At 63.5% G+C, this 23,944-nt stretch carries 22 protein-coding genes and 2 pseudogenes; 15 read left to right on the top strand and 9 right to left on the bottom strand.

Annotated elements, in window-relative coordinates; translation table 11 throughout:
• From QX051_RS24520 to QX051_RS24500, 5 genes are all read right to left on the bottom strand, one after another.
• The coding region (locus QX051_RS24520) for an arsenate reductase (azurin) large subunit (protein ID WP_315777879.1) at positions 1-2,256 on the bottom strand (2,256 nt) is incomplete at its 3' end.
• Positions 2,257-2,268: 12 nt separating this feature from the next.
• The gene (locus QX051_RS24515; RefSeq protein ID WP_315777878.1) at positions 2,269-2,790 is read right to left on the bottom strand and encodes an arsenate reductase (azurin) small subunit; all 522 of its coding nucleotides are present in this window, start codon (positions 2,788-2,790) and stop codon (positions 2,269-2,271) included.
• A 175-nt stretch (positions 2,791-2,965) separates the two neighbouring features.
• Entirely contained in the window at positions 2,966-4,276 is a 1,311-nt protein-coding gene (locus tag QX051_RS24510; RefSeq protein WP_315777877.1) for a sigma-54 dependent transcriptional regulator, read from the bottom strand.
• Entirely contained in the window at positions 4,266-5,726 is a 1,461-nt protein-coding gene (locus QX051_RS24505; RefSeq protein ID WP_315777876.1) for a HAMP domain-containing sensor histidine kinase, read from the bottom strand. The genes QX051_RS24510 and QX051_RS24505 overlap by 11 nt, the downstream gene beginning before the upstream one ends.
• Complete coding sequence (locus QX051_RS24500; RefSeq protein ID WP_315777875.1) at positions 5,723-6,472, bottom strand: PhnD/SsuA/transferrin family substrate-binding protein; 750 nt, start codon at positions 6,470-6,472, stop codon at positions 5,723-5,725. The genes QX051_RS24505 and QX051_RS24500 overlap by 4 nt, the downstream gene beginning before the upstream one ends.
• Before the next feature lie 366 nt (positions 6,473-6,838).
• Here QX051_RS24500 and QX051_RS24495 point away from each other — a divergent pair, with 366 nt between their 5' ends.
• The 6 genes and pseudogenes from QX051_RS24495 to QX051_RS24470 all read left to right on the top strand — a co-directional run.
• On the top strand, positions 6,839-7,204 hold the full coding sequence (locus QX051_RS24495) for a metalloregulator ArsR/SmtB family transcription factor (RefSeq protein WP_315736027.1): 366 nt from the start codon (positions 6,839-6,841) through the stop codon (positions 7,202-7,204).
• Positions 7,197-7,724 (top strand): arsenate reductase ArsC, encoded by a 528-nt coding sequence (locus QX051_RS24490; RefSeq protein WP_315777886.1) that lies wholly within the window; start codon positions 7,197-7,199, stop codon positions 7,722-7,724. The genes QX051_RS24495 and QX051_RS24490 overlap by 8 nt, the downstream gene beginning before the upstream one ends.
• A 3-nt stretch (positions 7,725-7,727) precedes the next feature.
• Positions 7,728-8,783, top strand: coding sequence for an ACR3 family arsenite efflux transporter (gene arsB, locus QX051_RS24485; protein WP_315736029.1), 1,056 nt, complete (start codon positions 7,728-7,730; stop codon positions 8,781-8,783).
• Entirely contained in the window at positions 8,780-9,181 is a 402-nt protein-coding gene (arsC, locus tag QX051_RS24480) for an arsenate reductase (glutaredoxin) (RefSeq protein WP_315773560.1), read from the top strand. Before arsB ends, arsC begins: the two co-directional genes overlap by 4 nt.
• A gap of 319 nt (positions 9,182-9,500) precedes the next feature.
• On the top strand, positions 9,501-11,255 hold the full coding sequence (gene arsA, locus QX051_RS24475; protein ID WP_315777874.1) for an arsenical pump-driving ATPase: 1,755 nt from the start codon (positions 9,501-9,503) through the stop codon (positions 11,253-11,255).
• A pseudogene (locus tag QX051_RS24470) lies at positions 11,239-11,922 on the top strand (type IV secretory system conjugative DNA transfer family protein); the annotation flags it as partial. The gene arsA and the pseudogene QX051_RS24470, both read left to right, overlap by 17 nt.
• 220 nt (positions 11,923-12,142) lie before the next feature.
• On the opposite strand, the gene QX051_RS24465 reads toward QX051_RS24470, so the two are convergent.
• Positions 12,143-12,400, bottom strand: a complete 258-nt coding sequence (locus QX051_RS24465) for a hypothetical protein (RefSeq protein ID WP_315736036.1) — start codon at positions 12,398-12,400, stop codon at positions 12,143-12,145.
• Between the two features lie 243 nt (positions 12,401-12,643).
• On the opposite strand from QX051_RS24465, the gene QX051_RS24460 reads away from it, so the two are divergent.
• The gene (locus tag QX051_RS24460) at positions 12,644-13,318 is read left to right on the top strand and encodes a Spy/CpxP family protein refolding chaperone (RefSeq protein WP_315777873.1); all 675 of its coding nucleotides are present in this window, start codon (positions 12,644-12,646) and stop codon (positions 13,316-13,318) included.
• Positions 13,319-13,479: 161 nt separating this feature from the next.
• Positions 13,480-13,641 (top strand): annotated as a pseudogene (locus QX051_RS24455) (DUF3141 domain-containing protein); the annotation flags it as partial.
• A gap of 852 nt (positions 13,642-14,493) precedes the next feature.
• On the opposite strand, the gene QX051_RS24450 reads toward QX051_RS24455, so the two are convergent.
• Positions 14,494-15,162, bottom strand: a complete 669-nt coding sequence (locus tag QX051_RS24450) for a DUF1963 domain-containing protein (RefSeq protein WP_315777872.1) — start codon at positions 15,160-15,162, stop codon at positions 14,494-14,496.
• A gap of 1,168 nt (positions 15,163-16,330) precedes the next feature.
• Between QX051_RS24450 and aqpZ the strand changes: the two genes are divergently transcribed.
• The 3 genes from aqpZ (at position 16,331) to QX051_RS24435 (ending at position 18,221) form a co-directional block, all read left to right on the top strand.
• A complete protein-coding gene (aqpZ, locus tag QX051_RS24445) occupies positions 16,331-17,083 on the top strand; it encodes an aquaporin Z (protein ID WP_315777871.1) in 753 nt (250 codons plus the stop codon).
• Positions 17,084-17,212: 129 nt separating this feature from the next.
• Positions 17,213-17,917, top strand: coding sequence for a hypothetical protein (locus QX051_RS24440; protein ID WP_315736053.1), 705 nt, complete (start codon positions 17,213-17,215; stop codon positions 17,915-17,917).
• 118 nt (positions 17,918-18,035) lie between these two features.
• Positions 18,036-18,221 carry a hypothetical protein gene (locus QX051_RS24435; protein ID WP_315736055.1) on the top strand — a complete coding sequence of 62 codons (186 nt, stop codon included), beginning with the start codon at positions 18,036-18,038 and terminating at the stop codon, positions 18,219-18,221.
• A gap of 33 nt (positions 18,222-18,254) precedes the next feature.
• Here QX051_RS24435 and QX051_RS24430 read toward each other — a convergent pair whose 3' ends face one another.
• Together QX051_RS24430 and QX051_RS24425 are read right to left on the bottom strand one after the other, a co-directional pair.
• The gene (locus QX051_RS24430) at positions 18,255-18,665 is read right to left on the bottom strand and encodes a flagellar basal body rod protein FlgC (protein ID WP_315777870.1); all 411 of its coding nucleotides are present in this window, start codon (positions 18,663-18,665) and stop codon (positions 18,255-18,257) included.
• A gap of 140 nt (positions 18,666-18,805) precedes the next feature.
• Positions 18,806-19,129 (bottom strand): hypothetical protein, encoded by a 324-nt coding sequence (locus QX051_RS24425; RefSeq protein WP_315777869.1) that lies wholly within the window; start codon positions 19,127-19,129, stop codon positions 18,806-18,808.
• Positions 19,130-19,427: 298 nt separating this feature from the next.
• Between QX051_RS24425 and QX051_RS24420 the strand changes: the two genes are divergently transcribed.
• From QX051_RS24420 to QX051_RS24405, 4 genes are all read left to right on the top strand, one after another.
• The gene (locus tag QX051_RS24420; protein ID WP_315736060.1) at positions 19,428-20,378 is read left to right on the top strand and encodes a sugar-binding transcriptional regulator; all 951 of its coding nucleotides are present in this window, start codon (positions 19,428-19,430) and stop codon (positions 20,376-20,378) included.
• Positions 20,379-20,595: 217 nt separating this feature from the next.
• Positions 20,596-21,894 (top strand): sugar ABC transporter substrate-binding protein, encoded by a 1,299-nt coding sequence (locus QX051_RS24415; RefSeq protein WP_315777885.1) that lies wholly within the window; start codon positions 20,596-20,598, stop codon positions 21,892-21,894.
• 338 nt (positions 21,895-22,232) lie between these two features.
• Positions 22,233-23,105, top strand: a complete 873-nt coding sequence (locus tag QX051_RS24410; RefSeq protein WP_315777868.1) for a sugar ABC transporter permease — start codon at positions 22,233-22,235, stop codon at positions 23,103-23,105.
• Between the two features lie 4 nt (positions 23,106-23,109).
• Positions 23,110-23,940 carry a carbohydrate ABC transporter permease gene (locus QX051_RS24405; RefSeq protein ID WP_315736062.1) on the top strand — a complete coding sequence of 277 codons (831 nt, stop codon included), beginning with the start codon at positions 23,110-23,112 and terminating at the stop codon, positions 23,938-23,940.
• The last annotated feature ends 4 nt before the right edge of the window (positions 23,941-23,944 follow it).

Here is a 23,944-nt window from a genome sequence, read left to right as displayed (position 1 = left end):
CTTCATGTCGTTCGGGTTCATCTCGATGAAGGGGTACGGCGTCCGGTCCATGACGAAGTCGTTCTGGGCATCCATGAACGCATTCTGCCAAACGAGGTTGGTCCGTCCGTTGTTGACCAGGAACTTGTACTTGGCCTTCTGCTCGGCCTTGCCCGCGGCCTGAAGCCCGCGCCAGGGCGCGGCCATGAAGAATGCCTTGCCGTCCTTGGTCGAGAACTTTCCGTCCGTGTACAGTCGCTTGGTTCCCTGGATCTTGTTGTCGGCGAAGCCGACAGATGGCTCCTGGAAGCCGTTCGTGCCCATCGCGCGGAGGCGCGCATACGTGACGTTCTCGCCGCCTTTCTCGTGCTTGCGGTAGCCGTCGTTGAAGGCGTCTTCCTCCGTCTTCCAATCGAACCCTTTGAACTGATCGGCGTAGGAGGCATTGCCCTGCTCGCGCAGCACGCGCTCCATCGTGTTCGCAAACCGGGCGGCGATGAGGCAGTCCGGCATCGCGTTGCCGGGCGGATCCATGTAGCGCTCGGTCAGCCGCATTCGTCGTTCGCCGTTCATGGATGTCAGGTTCATCTCGCCGGAGATGGCTGCAGGCAACCAGACGTGGGAGGCTTGTCCGATCTGGGTCGGCACGATGTCGACGTCGACCGAGAACAGGCCGCCCTGCCGGATCGCGACCATGATGGCGTCGACCATGGCCTTGCGGTCGCCCCAGGGCACGGTGTTCATGGCGTCCTTCACCATGTCCGTCCGGCGCTTGTACACCTGCTTGAACTTGAACGCGTTGAGCGTCGTCTTGTAGTGGTCGCAGGCCCAGATGTGATGGATGCCGCCGCGCCCCTCGATGAGGAGCTTGTCGACGTAGGCGGCCGGCCGCCCGACATGGGCGTCGGATGGACGCGAGTAGCCTTCCTGGTGGCCGCCCAGGCGCACGACTCCGCCGCCCGGCCGGCCGACGTTGCCGGTCGCGAGCGCGAGGTTCACGATGGCGCCGTTGGTGCGGTAGTTGTCGTTGCCCCAGATGATGCCCTTCTCGTATCCGAACATCGTCCGCCGGCGCTTGCCGCCGGCCTTCGGCTCCGCGATCCACTGGGCTGCCTTGACGATGTCCTCTCCGCGGAGCCCGGTGATCTTCGCCGCTTCCTCGATCGACGTGCGGTTCGCAGCCAAGGCCGACGCGAAATCGGTCAACGGTTGATCGGCCGGCGTGCCGCCGGGCCGCGATATCAGACCGGCGGCCTGACCCGAGGGCAACGTGCTTGCCGCGATGAACTCCTTGTCGATCCACCCCTTGTCGGCCACGTAGGTCAGAAGCGCGTTGAACAGCACGAGGTCCGTGCCAGGCTCAAGCGCGAGGTGGAGGACACGATCCTTCCCGCCCTCGGCTTCGCAGGCAGCCGTAGTCGCGGTGCGGCGTGGATCGATGATGATGATCCGGCTGGCCTCGACGGGTTCGCCGGGGAATTCCTTCTTCCTCTTGTCCATCGTGGTGCCGCGCAGGTTCGGTATCCAATGGTTGAGGAAGTAGTTGGTCTGGGTCTCGAGCGGATTGGTGCCGATCGCCACGATCGTGTCCGCAAGCTCGGCGTCCTCGTAGCAGTTGTTGAGCTCGCCGACGCCCATGTCGCGCGTCGCATGCACCTCGGAATTGTAGGCGGGCCGATTGTGAATGCGGACGTTCTTGATCTTCATGGCGCCGAAGTAGAGCTTTCCGGTACCCCAGGTGTTCTCGTATCCTCCGGCCGATCCGCCGTGGTCGAACATCGACACGAAGAGGCCGTCTTCGCCCTGTTCGTTGATCACAGCTGCCGTGACGCGCGCCACCAGATCGAGCGCGTCATCCCAGCTCGTCGGCTGCATCGAGCCATAGCGCCAGACCATCGGGTCGGTCAGACGCTGCAGCTGGGTGTTCCGTTGCTGGGAGGTGTGGTTCTCGGCCATCCGCGCGCCGCGGATCGAACCGAGACCGGAGTTCACGACACAGTCCGTGTCCGGCTTGATGACGAGGTGAACGTCCTTACCGTCCTGCTTGACGATGTTGTACATGGACGGCGAATACCAGGCCGCGGTCTCCGCGCCCTGCTGCTTGGACAGGTCGACGCCGAATTTGTTGGACTTCGGATCGAAGCCACCCTGCTTGTTGATCGCCCAGGTGTAGGCTTTGTAGCCGCATCCGACGATACAGTAGTGGCAGGTGACGTTGTGCTCCTTGGCATCCGCCGGGATGATCGGGAGGCGGTCGGTCTGGCGCTTATAGGTCATGTTGTCCCTCCCTCACAGAACGTTGGAAAGCCGGCCGTACAGGAGCTCGTCCACACCGTCGGCGTAGATGTCGCCCTTGCCGTCGATCCGGAGCTGGTATTGCGCGAGGTTCTGGGTGGCGTGACCCCAGATCTGCTGTCCTCCCTTTTCGACGTCGTAGCGTCCATAGTGACCGGGGCAGCTCAGCGACCTATCCTCCTTCGAGTAGCTCAGAGGGAAGCCCTTGTGCGGGCACACCGTCGAGAAGCCGACGATATCGCCGTCGGGACCAATTCCGCCCTCGACGCGGGTGCCGAGCTTGATCAGCACGCCCGGCGCGTCCGCATCCGGATACGCCACGTCCATGGGCTCATTCGTTTTGAGCTGAGACACGTTGGCCAGGCGGTTCGATGGATAGGCCACGCGGGCTTGGGACGGGGCAGCCTGAGCGGGTGTCGACATCGCGCTCGCGGCCACGGCGCCGGCGGCGGCCACCGTTGCGCCGCTTAGAAATCGGCGCCTGCCGGCGTCGACCATCAGATCGCATTTTTTCATGAGGGCTTCTCCCGGGTGATGCGCGGATCATTGGGCTGATCCGTTCATCTCTGGAGTCCAATTCCCGGGCCAGAAGCGTTGACGCGCTAAGCTCTTGAAGTCTCTAGGACGCACTGCAGCAAGCTGTCCAATTCTCCGAACATCCACAAACGAGATGTTCAGAAAACTGAACGTCTCAGACCGCGTTGATGCCGAAACGGCGCATGCGATCCCACAGCGTGGTTCGCGAGACACCGAGCAGCTTCGCCGCTTCGGCGATCTGCCCGCCCGTATCCTTGAGCGCGCGCTCGATCTCCTGTTGTTCAGCGGCGTCACGCGCCTCGGCGAGCGATCTTCCGGACGGCTGGCTTGCGCTGCGCATCGTCTCGGGAAACAGGTCGACCGGCATAAGCCATGGGCCCGTCGCCAACGCGACCGCCCTGTCGAGCCGATTCCGCAGCTCGCGCACGTTGCCGGGCCAGGGGTGAGCCAGAGCGGCACTTTCGGCGCCGCTACTCAGTCCGCGCAGGTCCGGATTTGCGCTGGCAAGTTCGGTGAAGAAGCGATGTATGAGAAGCTGAATGTCTTCGGGCCGCTCGCGAAGCGGCGGAATAGCGACCGCGACGACGTTGATGCGGTAGTACAGGTCTTCGCGAAATCGCCCCGCAGCGACTTCCGCCGCGAGATCCCGGTTGGTGGCGCAAACGACGCGCGCCCGGAACGGGACGATGGCTTCGCCGCCCAGGCGGTAGAAGCGGCGCTCGTCAAGCAGCCGAAGCAACTTTGCCTGAAGTTGCAGTGGCAGCTCGGCGACCTCGTCGAGAAAGAGGGTCCCGGATTGGGCACGCTCCGCATACCCGAGGTGCCTGCTGTTGGCCCCCGTGAAGGCGCCCTTCTCGTGTCCGAAGACCTCGCTCTCGAGCAGATTGTCCGGGATGGCGGCGCAGTTGACTGCCACGAATGGCCGGGAAGCGGCATCCGAAATGTTGTGGAGGTGGCGTGCGCAGACCTCCTTGCCAGAGCCGGTCTCGCCGGTGAACAGCACAGGCGTATTGCGGCCGGCCATGCGGGCGAGCAGTTCCTCGATGCGGCGCATCTGCTGCGACAGTCCCAATACGCCGTCCGGAACCGCCGGCCTACGGCCGATCAGAGCGCGGGCGCGCGATATCAGATCGTCGAGTTCGAATGGCTTGGTCACGTAGTCGCCCGCGCCGGCCCTGATGAGAGCCACCGCATGGTCGATCTGGCCGTATGCGGTCATGAACAGAAACGGCGGGGCGGCACTTTCGCCGCTCACTTTCCGGAAGATGTCCTCACCCGACATGTCCGGCAAACGGATGTCACAGATGACAAGATCGGGGGCACCTCGCCTCAGGCCCGCGAGAGCTTCCTGGCCGCTGCGCCACCACTCGACCTTGCAGCCTTCCAGCTCCAGGTACTGGTTGAGGGATTCTCCCATGATCGGATCGTCTTCGATCACAGCGATGGACACTGACTCAGGCAACATTGCGCTGCTCCTCCCCCGAGCCATCGGGTATCGCTATGGAGATCGCCGTTCCGCCGCCGGCCGGATGCTCGACTCGGATGGAGCCGCCGACTTCCAGAACGAGACGCCGAATGATCCAAAGGCCAAGGCCGGGCTCTCCGGGCCGCGGCGCGGCATCCGCTTCACGGCTTTCGAGGTAGCTGACCCTATCCTGGTCGAGTCCGGCGCCTTCGTCGCTCACTGTCAGGACTAGGCTGCCGTCCACCAGTCCCGCTTCGAATGCGATACGGCCGGCGGGCGCGCTTGCTTGGCACGCGTTGAGCAGCAGATTAAGCGCGGCCTGACGGACGGCATTCGCTCTGACGGGAATCTCGCCGGGAAGCTCGTTCGCCCACGACAGCGAAAGGTTTCTGCGATCGAGCTCGGGACCGATCAGAAGACGCAGGTCCTCGATGTCGCTTGGCTTGAGCGGACGCATCGCGGTGTCGACACGGTGGGTCACCAATGCGGACCTCACGACGTCGCGGATGCCCGCGAGCCCCCGCTCGAGAAGAGAGAGTGCACGCTCCCGAACCCCGAGCTGATGGCCATGTCGCCGAAGCGTCTCGATCGCGTTGAACATGCCTCCCAGGGGATTGTTGATTTCGTGGGCCATCCCGGAGGCAAGACGGCCGAGGCTAGTGAGGCGTTGCTCTTCGGCGACGCGAGCAGCCAGCGCCTCACGCTCGTTCCATGATCGCACCATCATGTTGTAGTGTCTGAACAGGCGACCGAACTCCGAACTGGGCGGTCCGACATCCTCATCTGCGATGCACAGCAGTTCGCCGGACTGCCCCCGCCTGAAATGCGTGGTCAAGAGCTGCACCGGTCGCAGCATTCTGCGCACCGCGATGAAGCCGACCGCCGCGACGAGCATAGTGATGGCGATATTGGTCGCGACCAACGTCCAGAGCACGTCCCGCCGCTCCTTGAATCGAGCGCCGACGTCGAATTGGGTGTAGATCACCCCGATGCGACGCCCCTGATCGAGCAGCACGCGGCGGACGCCGGCACGCTCGGCCTGCTCGTCAAGCCAGCTATCGTTTGCGTCCGCAAACCGATCGACGATCGACTTCGGCACGGGTGCAAAGGCCGGCACGGTACGGGGATCGAAGGAAGCCAGGACGATGCCGTCGGGTTCCGCCACCACCGTCTCGAGAATTGTCAAGCCGCGGTACAGTGAACGAGCGCGGTCGAGATTGTCGAACGTCTCCCAGGCGTCCCCACGGATCACCGCAGGCATCACCGACGACGAAAGCCCGTCCAGGTAGGCGGCGGTCAATTCCCGGAAATGGCGATCCTGGGTTTCGGCGAGCCTCTTGAGCACCTGATCTGTGAGCACCACCCCGATGGCGACCATGAGCAGCGCCACAAGCGCAGGGACCTTGATCACGACCGGCAGATTCGATCTCAGGTCGAAGCGAGCGCTCATCCGAGGCTCCGAACATAGTTCATCTTCGCCCCAATTGTGTCGAACAGGGATGGATCGCTTCTCGTGAATCCGTCGAGATGCAGCATCTGCAGCACTCGACGGGCCTCCGGATCGGACGACATCCCGACGAATGCGGCGGCCAGGTCATCGACCGAAAGCCCGCTCGGGCGGTTCTTTCCGCACGCCACCGGCGGAAATCCGAGCCATTCCGATTGTCGCAACACGCGAGTTGGAGCCGTCAAATCGGGCTCTACGATGCTGAGGACTTCCCACACGTAGCCATCGACGGATCCGCTATCCGCCAGCCCGGAGGCGACTGCGCGGACGACGTTGCGATGACCATAGGTGAAGAAGTGATGCCTGAAGAAATCCTCCGGCTTGGTGTGCATATCGGTCAGAAGGGCGCGAGTGACGAGGAAGCCGGAATTGCTGTCGGGATCGGAGAACGCGTGCGTGTCGCCTTTCAGATCGGGAAAGGACTCGGCCTTACGGCGGGCATCGACGATCACGTAGGACTGGTAAAGTGGGCGGCCCTTCCACACCGGTACCGCTACCAGATCGAGCTGCTCGCGAAATTGGACGTAGGGGTAGCCGCAGATCCAGGCAGCATCAATTTGTCCGTTTACCAGGAGGAGCGTGATCTCCTGGTAGGTTCGGCGCGTGAGGATCTGGACTTCCCTGCTCCAAATGCGCTCAAGATAAGAGCGAAGTGTCGCCAACAGCTCCAGGTCGGAAGTCAGAAGCACGGGCGTGAGCCCAATCTGCACCGGCCGCGGATCAGCCGCTACGGCGCGTCTGCTTTTAAGAGCAATCGTACTCGCCGCTAGTCCGGATAGGACTGCGCGCCTCGTGACTCGCGTTCTATTCGCATGTGATGCAGGGGCCTGCCTTTGACGCAAACCCATGGCGATCCCTCCTAGAGCATCGTCGCCCCTTTTTTCTTAGAGAGTATCGAATGGCGTCTAGCGCGGCAACGAATATGACAAGCATGTGACAGTGAGGTATTGAGATAGCTCAAGCAACAGCTCACCGGCGCGCGTCTCAAGGACCTGCGGGAGCTCGGCGCCACTCTGTGGTTGACAGAATGCTGTAATATCCATAAGTCTAGAAATATGGATAATGAAGAAGCGGTCTTGGCGCTCGCCGCGCTCGCTCAGCCCACTCGGCTGAACGCATTTCGTATTCTGGCAAGTCATGAGCCGGAGGGTCTGTCGGCCGGAGAGCTTGCTCGCGCCCTGGAAGTTCCCCAGAACACGCTCTCGGCGCACCTTTCGATCCTTTCAAGGGCGGACCTCGTCACCTCGGAGCGACACAGCCGGTCGATCATCTATCGCGCCAATCTTGCCGAATTCCAGAAGGTGGCGCTGTTTCTGCTGCAGGACTGCTGCGGCGGCCGGCCGGAAGTCTGCGCACCATTGATTGAAAGCCTTGCGCCTTGCTGTCCTCCGAAAAAGAAAAGGGAGCGAAGCCGTGTCTGATCACCTCTACAACGTTCTCTTCCTCTGCACCGGCAACTCCGCCCGTTCAATCATGGCGGAATCGATCCTGCGAAAGAATGCCGGCGGCCGCTTCCGGGCGTTCTCGGCAGGCAGCACGCCGAAGGGCGCGGTCAACCCGCTGGCGCTACGCACTCTCCAAAGCCTGGACTATCCGACCGACGGCTTGCGCTCGAAGAGCTGGCTCGAGTTCGCCGCCCCCGATGCACCCGTCATGGATTTCGTCTTCACGGTCTGCGACAACGCCGCCGGTGAGACCTGTCCGGTGTGGCCTGGACAGCCGATGACCGCTCACTGGGGCATCGAGGATCCCGCCGCAGTCGAAGGTACTGATCTCCAGAAGGAGGCGGCATTCGTGACCGCCTTCCGGTACCTGAAGAATCGCATCGGTACCTTCACCAATCTTCCTCTGCGCAGCATCGACAAACTGTCGCTCGGCACCAAGTTGCGCGAGATCGGCCGGTCGGAAGGCGCGAGTTCATCCCGCAACGACGTGGCCTGACACATGAGCATCTTCGAACGTTACCTCACACTTTGGGTTGCCCTCTGCATCGTCGCCGGCGTCGTGCTCGGCCACTTCATGCCTAGCTTCTTCGGAGTGGTTGCAGCCGCGGAAGTGGCCAAGGTCAATTTGCCAGTGGCAGTCCTGATCTGGCTGATGATCGTGCCGATGCTGCTGAAGATCGACTTCGGTGCTTTGAGCCAGGTCCGAGAGCACTGGCGCGGCGTGGGGGTTACCCTGTTCATCAATTGGGCCGTCAAACCGTTCTCGATGGCGCTTCTCGGCTCCTTCTTCATCGGCAACGTGTTCGCGCCGATGCTGCCGTCCGCGCAGATCCCATCCTACATCGCGGGTCTGATCCTGCTCGCAGCCGCTCCTTGCACCGCGATGGTGTTCGTCTGGTCGAACCTGTGCGAAGGAGAGCCTCACTACACGCTCAGCCAGGTCGCATTGAATGACGTGATCATGGTCTTCCTGTTCGCGCCGCTGGTGGGGCTTCTGCTCGGTGTAGCCTCCATCAGCGTTCCCTGGGCGACGCTTCTGCTCTCGGTCGTCCTGTACATCGTTGTGCCGGTCGTCGTAGCGCAGGCCTGGAGGACGTCCCTTCTCGCCGCTGGCGGTGGTGCCTTCGAGCGGACCATGCGGAGGCTGCAGCCATTGTCGCTTGTTGCTCTGCTGGCGACGCTAGTTCTGCTGTTCGGTTTCCAGGGTGAGCAGATCGTCAAGCAGCCGGTCGTGATTGCGATCCTCGCCGTGCCGATTCTGATCCAGGTCTATCTCAACGCCGGTCTCGCCTACTGGCTGAGCCGGCGCTTCGGCGTCGCCTGGTGTGTCGCTGCACCTGCGGCGCTGATCGGCGCCAGCAACTTTTTCGAGCTCGCGGTTGCTGCTGCCATCAGCCTGTTCGGACTAGACTCCGGAGCTGCGCTCGCGACCGTGGTGGGCGTGCTGGTCGAAGTGCCCGTGATGCTGTCGGTGGTCCGCATCGTGAAGGCGACTCGCGGCTGGTATGAATCCGGAGCGAATGCGGCCAAGCCCGCGATGGAGGCTCACAGATGACCATTACGATCTACCACAATCCAGATTGCGGTACGTCCCGCAACACGCTCGCGATGATCCGGCAGAGCGGCATCGAGCCTGAGATCATCGAGTACCTCAAGACGCCGCCGTCGCGCGATAAGCTCCAGGAGCTCATCACCACCATGGGAATTCCGGTTCGCGACCTGTTGCGCGAGAAGGGAACGCCCTACAAAGAACTCGGCCTCGACGATCCGAAGTGGACCGACGACGAACTGCTGGATTTCATGATCGCGCACCCGATCCTGATCAATCGCCCGATCGTCGTCACGCCGAAGGGCGTCCGGTTGTGCAGACCATCGGAAGCGGTCATCGATCTCCTTAACGGCCCGTTCGGGCGGTTCGTCAAGGAGGATGGCGAGGTCATCGAGCCCAGATGAGCCGGTACAACGACCGCATTAGATCGCTCGGTCGAAGGTGATGCCGGGCGCAGTGTCCGACGGCTTAATCGCCAGAGGGCGGGCCTCAGGGTGCCCGGAACACACCATCGATACCTATTTTGTTGTTTCCTCGTAGCCCGTTGGTCACTCCCATCCGTTGATCCATCGCAACAGAGGAGCTCGCGGCGTTGCTATTGAATCTCCGCAGGTATCCCATCGCAAAGCGATGCAACGATGCGTTCATTTTGAACACAACGCTCGTCGCACCCATCGGACTGACGGCAATTGCATGACTGCTGCGTCTGCAGGACAGCTTATTATGTCTCACTTTCGCGCGCTGAACGCCCCGACGCCGTATCTGTTTTTCACCGGGAAGGGTGGTGTCGGTAAGACGTCGCTTGCATGTGCCACCGCTGTTGGCCTCGCCGACCGTGGACTACGCGTTCTTCTCGTCAGTACCGACCCGGCGTCGAACCTGGACGAGATGCTCGAAGTCACTTTGACTGATCGCGCAGCGCCGGTGGCAAACGTGGCCGGACTTTCGGCGATGAATATCGATCCCGAAGCTGCTGCCGAGAGCTATCGCAGCCGGGTCCTCGAACAGCTCGGACCGGAAGTCACCGCCGGTGAGCGGTCGACTGTGCGCGAGCAGCTCTCCGGAGCTTGCACCACCGAAATAGCCGCCTTCGACGAGTTCGTGGGACTGCTGGACGGCGATATGGCAGGATTCGATCACATCATATTCGATACGGCCCCGACCGGCCACACTCTAAGGCTGCTCAGCCTGCCAAAGGCATGGACCGGCTTTCTCAAGGACAATGACCGAGGAGCGTCCTGCCTCGGGCCGCATTCAGGCTTGAAGATGCAGGAGGACCGCTTTCGCAAGGCGCTCCAGGCCTTGGGCGATTCCGAGCGGACCACTATCGTTCTCGTCACCCGCGCCGACAAGGGGGCCATCCGTGAGGCGGCCAGAACATCGGGCGAACTCGATGCGCTCAATCTCTCGAACCAGCTCCTCGTGGTGAACGGGCGCTTCCACGCGGCGGATCGAACTGACGTCGTCGCGACTGCCCTTGAGCGGGATCAGGACGAGGCACTAGCGGCAATGCCTGCGTCGCTCACGAAACTTCCGAGAGACGAAATCCCGTTGCTTGGTTTCGACATCGTGGGTCTGACGGCTCTGAGGGCGCTTCTGCCGTCCTCCAGCCAGCCTTCAGTAGCTGCGAGCATGCCGAACCTGGAACCGGTTGACCTGCCGGGCCTGGACCGGTTGGTCGATGACATCGCGCGGGATAAGCACGGCCTCATCATGGTCATGGGCAAGGGCGGCGTCGGAAAGACGACGATTGCTGCCGCCATTGCCGTGGGATTGGCCAAGCGGGGTCATGCCGTCCACCTCAGCACCACCGATCCCGCAGCTCATGTCGCTTTCGTGGTCGATGGCGCCATGCCTGACCTCACCGTTGACCGGATCGACCCTCGGGTCGAGACGGAGCGGTATGTCGCGAAAATCCTGGCAAGTCGGGGTCGTGATCTGGACGAGCAAGGCAAAGCTCTGCTGCTCGAGGACCTCGCTTCGCCATGTACCGAGGAAGTCGCCGTCTTCCATGCCTTCTCGCACGTTGTTGCGGAGGCCCGTAGCGACTTCGTCGTGCTCGATACGGCGCCCACGGGCCACACGCTACTCCTGCTGGATGCGACCGGGGCCTATCATCGCCAGATGACAAGCCAACTTGCGCCAAGCGGAGCCGGGCGTATCGTCACCCCGCTAATGAGGCTGCAAGACCCCACCTACACAAGGGTGATCTTGGTGACGCTGCCGGAGACGACTCCGGTTTCAGAGGCCGCTGCTCTTCAGGAGGACTTGCGGCGCGCCTGTATTGAGCCATTCGGCTGGGTAATCAACAAATGCCTGATTGCATCGGGAACTCACGATCCCCTGCTGCGATCGCGGCTCGTCAGAGAGCGGACTCAGATCGCTCGCGTTCGGAACGGCCTCGCAGAGCGGGCATTCATGGTCGGTTGGCGAATCAAGTCTCCTGTTGGCGTGACGGAGCTTGCGGCGCTGTCGTGATGACGGCGTCTTCCGACCTACGCGACCGGCAGCGAGATCGATGTGGGCGGCCACGCAGTGGGTGGCTTGGAGGCTCGGTTACCAACCTCAGCTTGGACAACCATGGTTCGAGCTGATCTCGGGAGTACCCATCTACTTCCCGCCAGCATTCTTCTGGTGGTGGTACGCCTATGACGCGTATGCGCCGCAGGTCTTCGTAGAGGGGGCTTACATCGCGTCGTCCATCGCGTCGTCTGGCGGATTCATCTCGATCACGGTTGCCGTTGGCATGTCGGTATGGCGGGCGCGTGAAGCCAAGACTGCCGCGACCTACGGTTCAGCTCGCTGGGCGATGCATCAGGAGATTCGGGCTGCCGGCCTTACCGGCCCTGATGGTGTCGTGCTCGGGCGTTTCGAGCAAAATTACCTGCGTCATGATGGACCGGAACATGTGCTGTGCTTCGCGCCGACCAGGTCCGGTAAAGGCGTCGGTCTGGTGGTGCCAACGCTGCTGACCTGGCCGGGCAGCTGCATCGTTCACGACATCAAGGGCGAGAACTCGACCCTGACCTCGGGCTTCCGAGCCCAACACGGCCGGGTCTTGCTGTTCGATCCGACCAACGCCAAGTCAGCCGCCTATAATCCATTGCTGGAGGTGAGGCGCGGCGAGTGGGAGGTGCGTGACGTGCCGCTGCACCTTGACGAGTTCGACCTGTAGGTCGTGCAGCACGGCGCGATAGGTCTTGCCGCTTTCGTGTTGTGCGGGTCGTCTTTTGGATGATTGCGACATTTGCTGACATCTGATGGCGTAGGCTCAAAAATAGCTCGCGCCTGGTGTCAGTCGGAATCAATATCGCTGATTGGGTGCGGCGACCCGCAGGGGCGTCGCACCTACTCAACCTCGAAGCTCACCGCTCCTTGTCGCCCATGTGGTGCGGCGTCGACGTCGCGGGTCCGCCGCGGTAGTGGTGACCGCCAGTGCCCTGGGTCTTGGTGGAGACGCCGACCGTCTCCTTCTTGCCCATATGGTGGGGGACTTCGGTCTTCGGCCCTCCCTGATAGTGATGGCCGTTCTTTTCGGTGTCGGATGATCCGGTCTGCGCCATCGCTGGCAACGCAATGAGCGACAGGGCCGCGGCAGCGGCAAGAATTTTGGGAAGGGTCATATTGGCTTCTCCATTGTGAAACTTGGACGACAGATGTCGGGTCGCGGTCTTGCGTGAAGATCCCAGACGAAGCTCGTTTGCGCTGTGAAAAAATCCACATCAGCGAACGGATCGCTGACGATAAGAAACCGCGCAGGAAGCAATTTAGAGTTGGGATCGCTTCTAAGATTGACTTGCATCAATCGGTAGCCGGTAAAAATCGGCACTCATTGCGACCAATCAACTGATCAGCGGGAGGGTTCCATGAAACGTCTGGCACTGCCTGTCGCATTGCTGCTTGCAACGGCGAGCACAACGTCCTGGGCGCAATCGGCCGCCGATCACGAAGCGCACCATCCTGACCAGAAGGGGGCGCCCGCCGCCGCACAACCTCAGTCGCCTGCCGGCCAGCCCGGAATGATGGGACAAGGCATGATGGGTGGCAGGGGCATGATGGGCGGCAACATGCCCATGGCGAACATGATGCAGATGATGGGGCAGTCAGGTGCTGAAGGGGGCTGCGCTGGCATGAGCGGGTTGGCCACCATCGACCGGGTCGAGGGGCGGATTGCCTTCCTGAAGACCGAGCTCAAGATCACCGATGCGCAGGACGCCGCCTGGAATGCCTTCGCCGACGCACTCCGCACCAACGCAAAGAGCCTTGGCGAGGTGCGCGCCTCGATGATGCCGCAGACGGGGGCTGGGCAGCAAGGCTTGGTCGATCGTCTTGCGCTGCAGGAGAAGTGGCTGGCTGCGCGCCTGGAAGGCACCCGCGCGATGAAGTCGGCGCTGACAAACCTCGTCGGCACCCTTTCCGACGAACAGAAGAAAGCCGCCGACGAACTCCTGGCGCCACATATGGGCATGAACGCGATGGCGCGCATGATGCCGTCCGGCCAGATGCAACCGGGAATGATGACGCAGGGTCAGGGACGGTAAGGCTCCGACTCGCCCATTGGAGGGCTGCCATGGCCCACGCTTCCCTCCCTGAGGCCCACCGCGAACGCAGATCGCAGGCTGGTCCAGTGGTCAGGCCATTGGCGGATTCTGCCGAACCGGCCGCCGGTGCCGCTCCGACGGCCGCCATCGGCGTGTGGCCTGGCGACAACATCACGCCGCCCCATCAGGCGCTCGGCTGGATTCCGAGTGTTTACTCCGACACGGACGACCTGAAGCGGGCGGGCCAGCGCATCGTCTATCTCGTCAACCCGCATGTCGGGCATCTCGGCATCTTCGTATCCGCGAGCGTCGCGCGTCTCGACTGAGCCGCGCTCTCTAATCCCAATCAACTCTGTCAAACAGCCTGCCGCTCGCCGCAGCCTTGCTCACGGTCATGCCGCCGCGATCCCGCGGCCGTGTCGGCCCGAGCTCTGCTGCAGTTGGCGTCCTCGTCAGACGAGAGGGCGCGGGGAAGGCCGGGTGCTGGTCGCACCCGCGGTCCGCGTGCAGCAAAAAAGCACGCGGCAGAACCACAGGTACGGCCGAACATCCGGCCTTCCCCGCGCGATGGCTTTACGGCTTATACGCGATCTCCCCGGGGACCGGCTGTCTTGCCCCCGTCGCCCGCAGCGCTCGTCATGAACGCCGCGACCTTGACGCCAGCATCGGGGCGCCAGGACCACGCGACTTCGCCGTCCGCAGCTCATCAGTCGTCGCGCAAAAGCGCCTGACGAAGCCGCGGCCACCGCATTCCCGCCTCACGTGCCGTGACGATCGCGATACGCCCCTCTCGGCGAAGCAGGATGGCGGGAATAAAATCACTGATTTGGGGGTGGTGTCAATAAATATTCTGGTATTCAGAATTTATGGCTTGCGCCGCTGTCGTGCCGCATCAGTTGATCACATGAGTTGGCCGCCATCAAACTCACCATTGATGACGACCTGCTTCCCGAGCACGACGAAACATCGCCGCTTGGCGCTCGCAAGAAACGCGCGGAAAAAAGTGCAGCGTCAACGTAGTCCCAATCTAAACTCTGACTGAGAGCCCGCTCCGATGGCACAGCCGGTCTATCACCAGCTCCGGAAATCCTAGAGCGTTCGGGCAATCGCGTCGTGCCAATTGCAGCTGAATGCAAGAAGGCGATATGCACTTCCGCTCGTCCGCTATCGGACTTTCAATAACACTGCCAGTCGAATGCCCATTTCCGTGGGTCGCGTTGGCTGCGGGCGAAATACGCAGTGCCGCTGTCTCCCCACATCCAGCCAGCCTCGCTTTCGCTATCGATTTGGATGGCAAACGAGAAGTCGTCATCGCTGTCCTGATGGTACCACCACGGCTCCGACTGAACGCAGCTGGGCCAACCTCCCAATTTGGTCGCATGTATGCGTGGGAAATTCATTTCATAATAAGTGTCGCGGAGATTGTCTGGAAGGTCGAGCGGCAGGAGATCGTGCGTCGGCGAGTCGGGTGTGACATTGCTCCAGAGAACTTGGGTGTCACGGATCGTGGAGCCGTGTGACGGCGCAACGAGCGGGACAAGCGCGTCAACAGAAGGATACGTCCTTAAGCACCAACTCGCTCCCTTTCCTTCACCCGGATCTCGCAGCCACGGAAACTCGGCCTCCATGAAGTGGAACGAAATGAACAAGGCAATGAGTTCAATATCGGCGAGGCTGTTCGGACGCCAGGGAGCCTCCGTCAGGTTCAGTTGGCACAGGGGCCAGAGCGGCTTTTCGCGCCACGTCGGCCAATGCTCCCCGGGTAAGCAAACATCGACCCGGCCAAAGACCGAGGCGAGCTGGTTCCTATCTGGTGAAAGGGAGCCACCAACCTTGATCGGCACACACGGTCGTTCAAGCTGCCGCTGCCATTCGATCCACTCTGAGGCACTCGATGTTGGCATTGAACCGGTCCTTCGCTACGGCGGTCCCGGATATGTGACACAGCTCCTTGGCCCAGTCATGGTCGTTTGGTCATCCATGGGCATGTCTGGCATGGGGTAAGGGCGGCAGGAGCCCGTCGGAGAAAAAATGCAGCGTCACCGTAACCCGGTTTCCACAAAGCCGCAGCGGCTTTCCGATCGACTTTGGGGATGATGGTGACATTGTACTCGGAACCTGGTGGGGAATACGGTGCAGTGCACGAAACTCTGATTGATCGTTTGCTTTCGCCTGCTCTCGAGTGACGCCCTGTCGCTTCCGCCCGGCTGAATGCGCCAGGGGTTACGGTGACGCTGCACTAAACTTGCCAACGACGCCGAGGCATCCGGCACGCCGAGGCCCACCCCCGCGAACAAGCCGGCCGATCAGGAGCCGAAATAGCGGCTAGATGTCGATGTGACCTCTCTCACGGTCAGCCGCGCGATTGCGCGTCAATGTCGGCCCATGTGTTCCTGGCACGCCGAACAAGGGATGTGATGACATGCGCTGGAGTGACTCAGCCAAGGGATTTGCGGTCATCCTGGCGGTGACCGTCGCGGGATGCCTGTCCACGACCTATGTCGACCACCGATTTGCCGCGCTTGAAGCATCCGCGGATGCGACAACGAGCCCGCCCCCGACATCCTCCGCTTGCGTCGACGAAGACGGGCGCTGGCACAATTGGCCGTGGGCGAATGTGCCGATGCTCTCGCCGGCGTGTCGGCAAAATCGATAGCACGTAGGGCGGATGAGCGGAGCGTAATCCGCCATGCAGGATCATCGATGTCGGCTTTGGACCGTCGGCCGCAAGCTCGATGAGCAACCCCTCGCCGATCAAGCTGGTTCACGGCAGGAACGAGCTTCCTCCAGGAATGAGCGCCGACGGCTGTTGGCACGCAGCGTAAGCTGGCGGATTACGCTTCGCTCATCCGCCCTACGAACTACGAACGGTCGGACTCTTTCTGACTCAAAGTCACAGGCATCCCACGACAGCCACGAATCGCCTTTGACTCCAGGTTGCCAAAGTGATCATCTTCTCCATTGACGGGAGAGGCGGGCTCCAGCCAATCACACGCACCCAGGGAGGCGATGATGAACGGCAACAACAACAAGCTCGTGGCGGAGGCGATCGGGACGTTCTGGCTGACGTTCGGCGGTTGCGGCAGTGCGGTGATCGCGGCGGGCGTGCCTGATGTCGGGATCGGGATGCTCGGCGTGTCGCTCGCGTTCGGGCTCACCGTGGTGACCATGGCCTATGCCATCGGGCACATCTCGGGCTGTCATCTCAATCCGGCTGTCACGGTGGGGCTGGCCTGCGGCGGGCGGTTCCCGACAAGCCTGATCGTGCCCTACATCATCGCGCAGGTGGTCGGCGCCATCGTTGCTGCTGCCGTGCTGTATGCGATCGCCAGCGGGGCGCCGGACTTCAGCACGGCGAGCGGCTTTGCCGCCAATGGCTATGCGGAGCATTCGCCTGGCAAATATGGGCTTGGGGCCTGCCTGCTCAGCGAGTTCGTGCTGACGATGATGTTCCTGTTCGTGATCATGGGCGCGACCCATGGCAAGGCGCCGGTGGGATTTGCGCCGCTGGCGATCGGGCTTGCGCTGACGCTCATTCACCTGATCAGCATCCACGTCACCAACACCTCGGTGAACCCGGCGCGCAGCACCGGGCCGGCGCTGTTCGTCGGCGGCTGGGCGCTGGCGCAGCTCTGGCTGTTCTGGGTGGCGCCGCTGCTCGGCGGCGCGGCCGGCGGCTTCATCTATCGCTGGCTGAGCCCGGAGCCGGCCGGCGAGGTGACCGGCGAGCGGACGGGGCAGGGCGCGGTCGCGAAAAGCGCCTAGGAAGATCTCCTCACGCGGTTGGATCGGGCCGCGTCACGGCCGATGCTGCGGTCGCGCCGCTCTTGATCGCCGCCGGCTCTGTTGGATAATGCGCGCCTTGTCAGCGTTCACGATCTTGCAGGTGCGGTGATGAGCCGGGGGAACAAGGAGCCGGTGTCCGATCGCGTCGCTAGGGCGGCCGAGGCGCTGCTGGCCGAGCAGCACTACGTCAGCATCGCCGACCTGTTCTGTGGCCTCGGCTGGCTCGATGCGAGCTTGCTGGAGCAGTGGCGGCGCGGGCAGGTCGGCTCGCTGGAGGAGGTCACGCGCTCCGGTCTCCCGCGCATCAAGGAGGCGATGACGCATGTTCGTGCCTGGGCGCTCGCCAAGGGGCTGAGCCCGAGCGAGACCGCCTATGTCGCACAGACGCCACGCCGGCAGCCGCTGCGGTTCAGCCGCAGCAATGATCCGCAACTTGAAGAGCTGTTCCGGACGCACTGGGTCTCGCCGGCGCTCTCCGAGAAGAAGCGCGAGCGTGTGGCAGCGAAGGCGAGCCGGGTGCCGGAGCTGGTGGCGATCCTGCCGACGCGGGACGGTTGGAGCTGTCATCGCTGCGGCGGGACCGGCGATTTCCTGATGATGGAGGACGGTGGTCCGGCATGCCTCTCATGCGTTGGTCTCGGCGATCTCGTCTTTCTGCCCGCGGGCAACGCGCTGCTGTCGCGGCGGGCCAAGGCGAAGAGCAAGCGCCATGCGGTCGTGGTGCGCTTCAGCCGGACGCGTGGGCGATACGAGCGGCAGGGGCTGCTGGTCGAGCCGCAGGTGCTGGCCGAGCTGGGCAAGGACACCGCGTGAGCACGGCGCAGGACGCGCCGCCGATCGTCTCCATGATCCCGCCGTGCTACGATGCTCGTCCGGAGCGGGGCATCCGATGCGCCTGCTCCGGCGTTCTGCTGCGACAGGTGAGGCCGCAATGTTCGTCGACTTGCCCGGTGGCTGGCCGCATGATCCGAAACCGGAGCCGCCGAAGCGGCGGCTGTCGCCGCGGCGTGAAAGGCTGCTGCTCGTGCTGATCGGCTTCAACATGATGCTGCTTATGGTCGCACCTATCGGCGGTGCCACGCTGATCCACTGGCTGGTCGCCGCACTCTCGCGCTGACGCGGCGTGAGTCGCCGGGCTGTCGAGGCCGGCCTACACCTTCATGTCGATCACGGTCCGGCTCATCTCGTCGCTCGCCTTCAGCACTTTTGCATTCGCGGCAAAGCTGTATTTGGCGACGAGCTGACTGATCATCTCCTGCGCGAGATCGATATTGGGCGCCGCGACCAGGCCGTCCTTGTTGGCGAACGGCGCCGAGGGATCGTAGCTCGCTGTGGTCCCGGAGCCTGCGCGGGTGATGGTCGTCTGCGTGCCGCCGCCGGCGACGTCGCTCTGCACCAGATCGAGCGGCACATAGGCTTTCGGGGCGCCCGCCGGCAGCGTGCCGTCGGCATTGGGCAGCGCGCCGGTGCTCCGCGCATTGGCGACGTTCGAGGCGGACACCTCGAGGCGGCGCGAAGCCGCGTTCATGCCGGAGACTGCGATGGTTGCGGTGGGGCTCATGGGGCGCTTGCCGACGACGACGATCCCCGCAGCTAAGCCCTGCGCGTGCCAAGCAAGCGTCAACATCGGCCGCGACATTCGATCGTTCGCGGCAAGGTTTCGTTGACCATCGGCCGGTCGCCAGCGGCGGCCGACGACGCTCAGGACGCGCTGTTCTGATCGTCACGCAGCAGCGCCAGGGCGCCCGCCGCGTCGTCCGCGGCGGAGACGAGCACATATTCGCCGCGCGCCGCGCGGACGCCGCCGGTGACGACGACCGCCCGCTTCGGGCACAGGCCGAAGCAGCTCGTCATGACGACGCGCGCGGGCTTCTCGCGGGGGCCACTGCCGCGCTCACGCTCTGATGTCAGCGCATGCTTGATCGCCTTCTTGGTGGCCTTGGGGTCATCGCTGCGCTTCAGGCATTTGCGGCAGACGAGCACCGGGGCGGCGCGGTTGGGGCGGACGAGGGGAGGGACAGCCATGCCTCCCAGCTAAGCGGCCTCCCGAGACGCCGCATCCCTCATGGATGGGGAGCCGTCGTGCGGCCGGCGAGGTTCCGGGGCCAGCGCGCCGGTCGTTGCGCCGCAACCTGCCGAGGTTGGGCTATTGCCCATGGTCCGAGCATATGATCTGGTCTGGGCGAGGCCGCTGCGCCCGCCTGGGGATGGCGGCGGGCTTCGGTTCCCGGCGCCGCAGCCGCCATGCCATAGTGCTGGCCGATCCGCGTCGAGCCTCTGCTTGGCCGGGGTAGCAGCGACTGGAAGGAGACCGCGCGGCGTCATGGCGGGCAGCGACAGCGACAAATCACGGCTGGACGACGCCGCCCGCGCCGGCTGGCTGTATTTCATCGCCGGCCACACCCAGGACGAGATCGCCCGGATGCTGCAGGTGTCGCGCGCCTCGGCGCAGCGGCTGGTGTCGCTGTGCCTCGCCGAGCGACTGATCACCTTCCGGCTCGAGCACCCCATCGCGTCCTGCATGGCGCTCGCCGCCCAGCTCAAGGAGCGGTTTGCGCTGGTGCATTGCGAGGTGGTGCCGACCGACCCGGCTGCGCCCACCGGGTCTGCAGGAATCGCCGAACGCTGCGCCAACCTGCTGGAGACGACGTTGCGAGCCGAGACGCCGGTCATCATCGCGCTCGGAACGGGGCGGGCGGTGCGGGCCGCGGTCGAGCGCGTCACGCCGATCGACCGCCCCGAGCACCAGATCGTCTCGCTGGTCGGCAACATCCTGGCCGACGGCTCGGCGAGCTTCTTCGACACCGTCGGCCGGCTCGCCGACCGCACCGGTGCGCGGCATTATCCGATGCCGCTTCCGTTCCTGATGGGCACCGAGGACGAGCGCGACCGCATGGTCCGGCTCGATGCCATTGCCAAGGTCAAGGCGGTGGCCGACAAGGCCGATCTCAAGCTGGTCGGCATCGGCCAGATGGACCAGAAGGCGCAGATGCATGTCGACGGCTTCGTCACCCGCGACGAGCTCACCGAGATGATGCGGCTCGGCGCCATCGGCGAGATCACCGGCTGGGCCTATGACGCCAAGGGCAAGCTGATCGCCGGCGGCACCAACCGCAGGCTCACCAGCATTCCACCCGAGGTGCCGGCGCGCGCCATGACCATCGCGGCGGCGCTCGGTCCGGCGAAGGTCCCGGCGATCCGCGCTGCGCTCAAGGGGCGGCTGATCAACGGCCTGATCACCGACGAGGCCACGGCGCGCGCCGTCCTGGCGTGACAGCCTTAGGCCTGCGCCGCTGCTGGCCTCTGCGGCAACGGCGCGGCTCTTTCAATCCAAGGTCATTTTCTTGCCGCGCCGCACAACCTGTGGGCGCCGACGCATGCTTGACAAAGTCTGACCGGTGTTGTGAACATCAGCTCAGCCCGTGAGCATATGTTCACGCATCGCGGGATTGAGGGAGGACACCGTGAAGACCATCTTCACTCGGACGAGCATGCTTTGCGCGCTGGCAGGCGCTGCGCTCCTGACCGCGCCCGTCATGGCCGAGACCAGCCTGACCATCGCCACCGTCAACAATGGCGACATGATCCGGATGCAGGGCCTGACCAGCGAATTCACCAAGGCCAATCCCGACATCTCCGTGAAATGGGTGACCCTGGAAGAGAACGTGCTGCGCCAGCGCGTCACCACCGACATCGCCACCAAGGGCGGCCAGTTCGACATCCTCACCATCGGCACCTACGAGGTGCCGATCTGGGCCAAGAAGAACTGGCTGGTGCCGCTCGACAAGCTCGGCGCCGACTACGACGCGAACGACATCCTGCCCAAGATCAAGGATGCGGTCTCCGTCGACGGCAAGCTCTACGCCGCGCCGTTCTACGGCGAGAGCTCGATGGTGATGTACCGCACCGACCTGTTCGACAAGGCCGGGCTGAAGATGCCGGAGAGCCCGACCTGGGACTTCGTCATCGATGCCGCCAAGAAGCTCACCGACAAGCAGGGCGGCGTGTTCGGCATCTGCCTGCGCGGCAAGGCCGGCTGGGGCGAGAACATGGCGTTCCTGACCGCGATGTCGAACTCGTTCGGCGCGCGCTGGTTCGACGAGAAATGGCAGCCGCAGTTCAACACGCCGGAATGGAAGAAGACGCTGTCGACCTATGTCGACCTGATGAAGGAGGCCGGCCCTCCCGGCGCCAGCTCGAATGGCTTCAACGAGAACCTGGCGCTGTTCAACTCCGGCAAATGCGCGATGTGGATCGATGCCACCGTGGCGGCCTCGTTCGTGACCAACCCGAAGGAGTCGAAGGTCGCCGACAAGGTCGGCTTCGCGCTGGCGCCGAACACCGGCCTCGGCAAGAACGCCAATTGGCTATGGGCGTGGAGCCTCGCGGTGCCCGCCGGCTCGCAGAAGGTCGAGGCGGCGGAGAAGTTCATCGCCTGGGCGACCAGCAAGGACTATCTCAAGCTCGTCGCCTCCAAGGACGGCTGGGCCAACGTGCCGCCGGGCACGCGCACCTCGCTCTACAAGAACGAGGAGTATCTGAAGGTCGCGCCGTTCGCCAAGCTGACCCTCGCCTCGATCGATGCCGCCGATCCGAACAAGCCGACCGTGAAGCCGGTGCCGTATGTCGGCGTGCAATACGCCGCCATCCCTGAATTCCAGGGCATCGGCACCGCAGTCGGACAGCAGTTCTCGGCTGCGCTGGCCGGCTCGATGACGGTCGACGCGGCGCTCCCGGCGGCGCAATCATCCACCGAACGCGAGATGAAGCGCGCCGGCTACATCAAATAGGCGCGCCACGTCCATCAGCTCGAAGCCAAAACTCCTCCCGAGCTGATCACTGGCGGCCATCCCTCCCCACAGGGATGGCCGCATTTTTTCTCTGCTCGAACGCGACATGCGAGGCCCGTAGGGTAGGCAAAGCGAAGCGTGCCCACCGCCGGGCCGCGAACCGTGAAGACGGTGGGCACGGCGCTCCGCGCCTTTGCCCACCCTACGACTAGCCATCAGCTCGTCATTGCGAGGAGCCGAAGGCGACGAAGCAATCCAGAGTCCCGCCCGTGTTATGGATTGCTTCGCTTCGCTCGCAATGACGGCAATATCTGTCGAGCGAACAAGGAACGGCGGTCATGGCCACCAGACAGACGCAAATCCTCGCCCGCGCGCTGATGTCGCCCGCGGTCATCCTGCTGTTCATCTGGATGATCGTGCCGCTGGCGCTGACAGTCTATTTCTCCACGCTGCATTACAGCCTGCTCGATCCCGGCTCCGAGCGCTTCGTCGGCCTCGAAAACTTCGAATATTTCCTCACCGACCCCGCCTTCCTCGCCTCGCTGCAGAACACGCTGGTCCTGGTCGGCTCGGTGCTGCTGCTGACGATCGGTCTCGGCATTCCCCTGGCGCTGCTGCTCGACCAGCCGGTGATCGGGCGCAACATCATCCGCCTGATGGTGATCGCGCCGTTCTTCGTGATGCCGACCGTCAGCGCGCTGGTGTGGAAGAACCTGCTGATGCATCCGGTGTCCGGCCTGTTCGCGTGGATCCCGACATCGCTCGGGATGACGCCGATCGACTGGTTCACCGATGCGCCGCTGCTCGCGGTCATCTTCATCGTCGCCTGGCAGTGGCTGCCATTCGCGACCCTGATCCTGCTGACCGCGCTACAGTCGCTCGACGAGGAGCAGAAGGAGGCCGCCGAGATGGACGGCGCCGGCGCGGTGTCGCGCTTCATTTATCTCACGGTGCCGCACCTGGCGCGCCCGATCACGGTGGTGATCCTGATCGAGACCATCTTCCTGCTCACGGTGTTCGCGGAGATCTTCGTCACCACCGGCGGCGGACCGGGCCTGCAGACCACCAACATCGCCTTCCTGGTCTATTCTCAGGCGCTGATCCAGTTCGATGTCGGCACCGCCTCGGCCGGCGGCCTGGTCGCCGTGGTCATCGCCAACATCGTCGCCTTCTTCCTGGTCCGCATCGTCGGCCGCAATCTGGAGGCGTAACACCATGGCGCGCAAGGTCACCGGACGTCATGTCGCAATCTCCACCGTGGCCGCATGGCTCGCCGGGTTCGTGATCTTCTTCCCCATCCTGTGGATGGTGCTGGCGAGTTTCAAGACCGAGCTGGAGGCGTTCGCGACGCCGCCGTCGTTCCTGTTCTTCCACTGGACAACCGAAAACTACGCCACGGTGCAGGAGCGCAGCGACTATCTGCACCACGCGCTGAACTCGCTGATCATCGCCGGCGGCTCGACCTTGATCGCGATGCTGATCGCCATTCCCGCGGCGTGGTCGATGGCGTTTGCGCCGACCAAGCGCACCAAGGACATCCTGCTCTGGATGCTCTCGACCAAGATGATGCCGCCGGTCGGCGTGCTCGTGCCGATCTACCTGATCTACAAGAACTTCGGTCTGCTCGACACCCGCACCGGGCTGGTCTTCATCCTCTGCCTCGGCAACCTGCCGATCGTGATCTGGATGCTGTTCACCTACTTCAAGGAGATCCCGAAGGACATCCTGGAAGCGGCGCGGATGGACGGCGCCACGATCGGGCGCGAGCTGATCTACGTGCTGACGCCGATGGCGATCCCAGGCCTCGCCTCGACGCTGCTGCTCAATCTCATCCTCGCCTGGAACGAGGCGTTCTGGACCTTGAACCTGTCGACCCTGAATGCGGCGCCGCTGACGACCTTCATCGCCTCCTATTCGAGCCCGGAAGGCCTGTTCTGGGCGCGGTTGTCGGCGGCCTCCACGCTCGCGATCGCGCCGATCCTGATCATCGGCTGGTTCAGCCAGAAGCAGCTCGTGCGCGGGCTGACCTTCGGCGCAGTGAAGTAACGAA

The organism is Bradyrhizobium sp. SZCCHNR1053 (genome assembly GCF_032381235.1).
Classification (GTDB): Bacteria; Pseudomonadota; Alphaproteobacteria; order Rhizobiales; family Xanthobacteraceae; genus Bradyrhizobium.
This window is presented reverse-complemented; position numbering and strand designations above follow the sequence as displayed.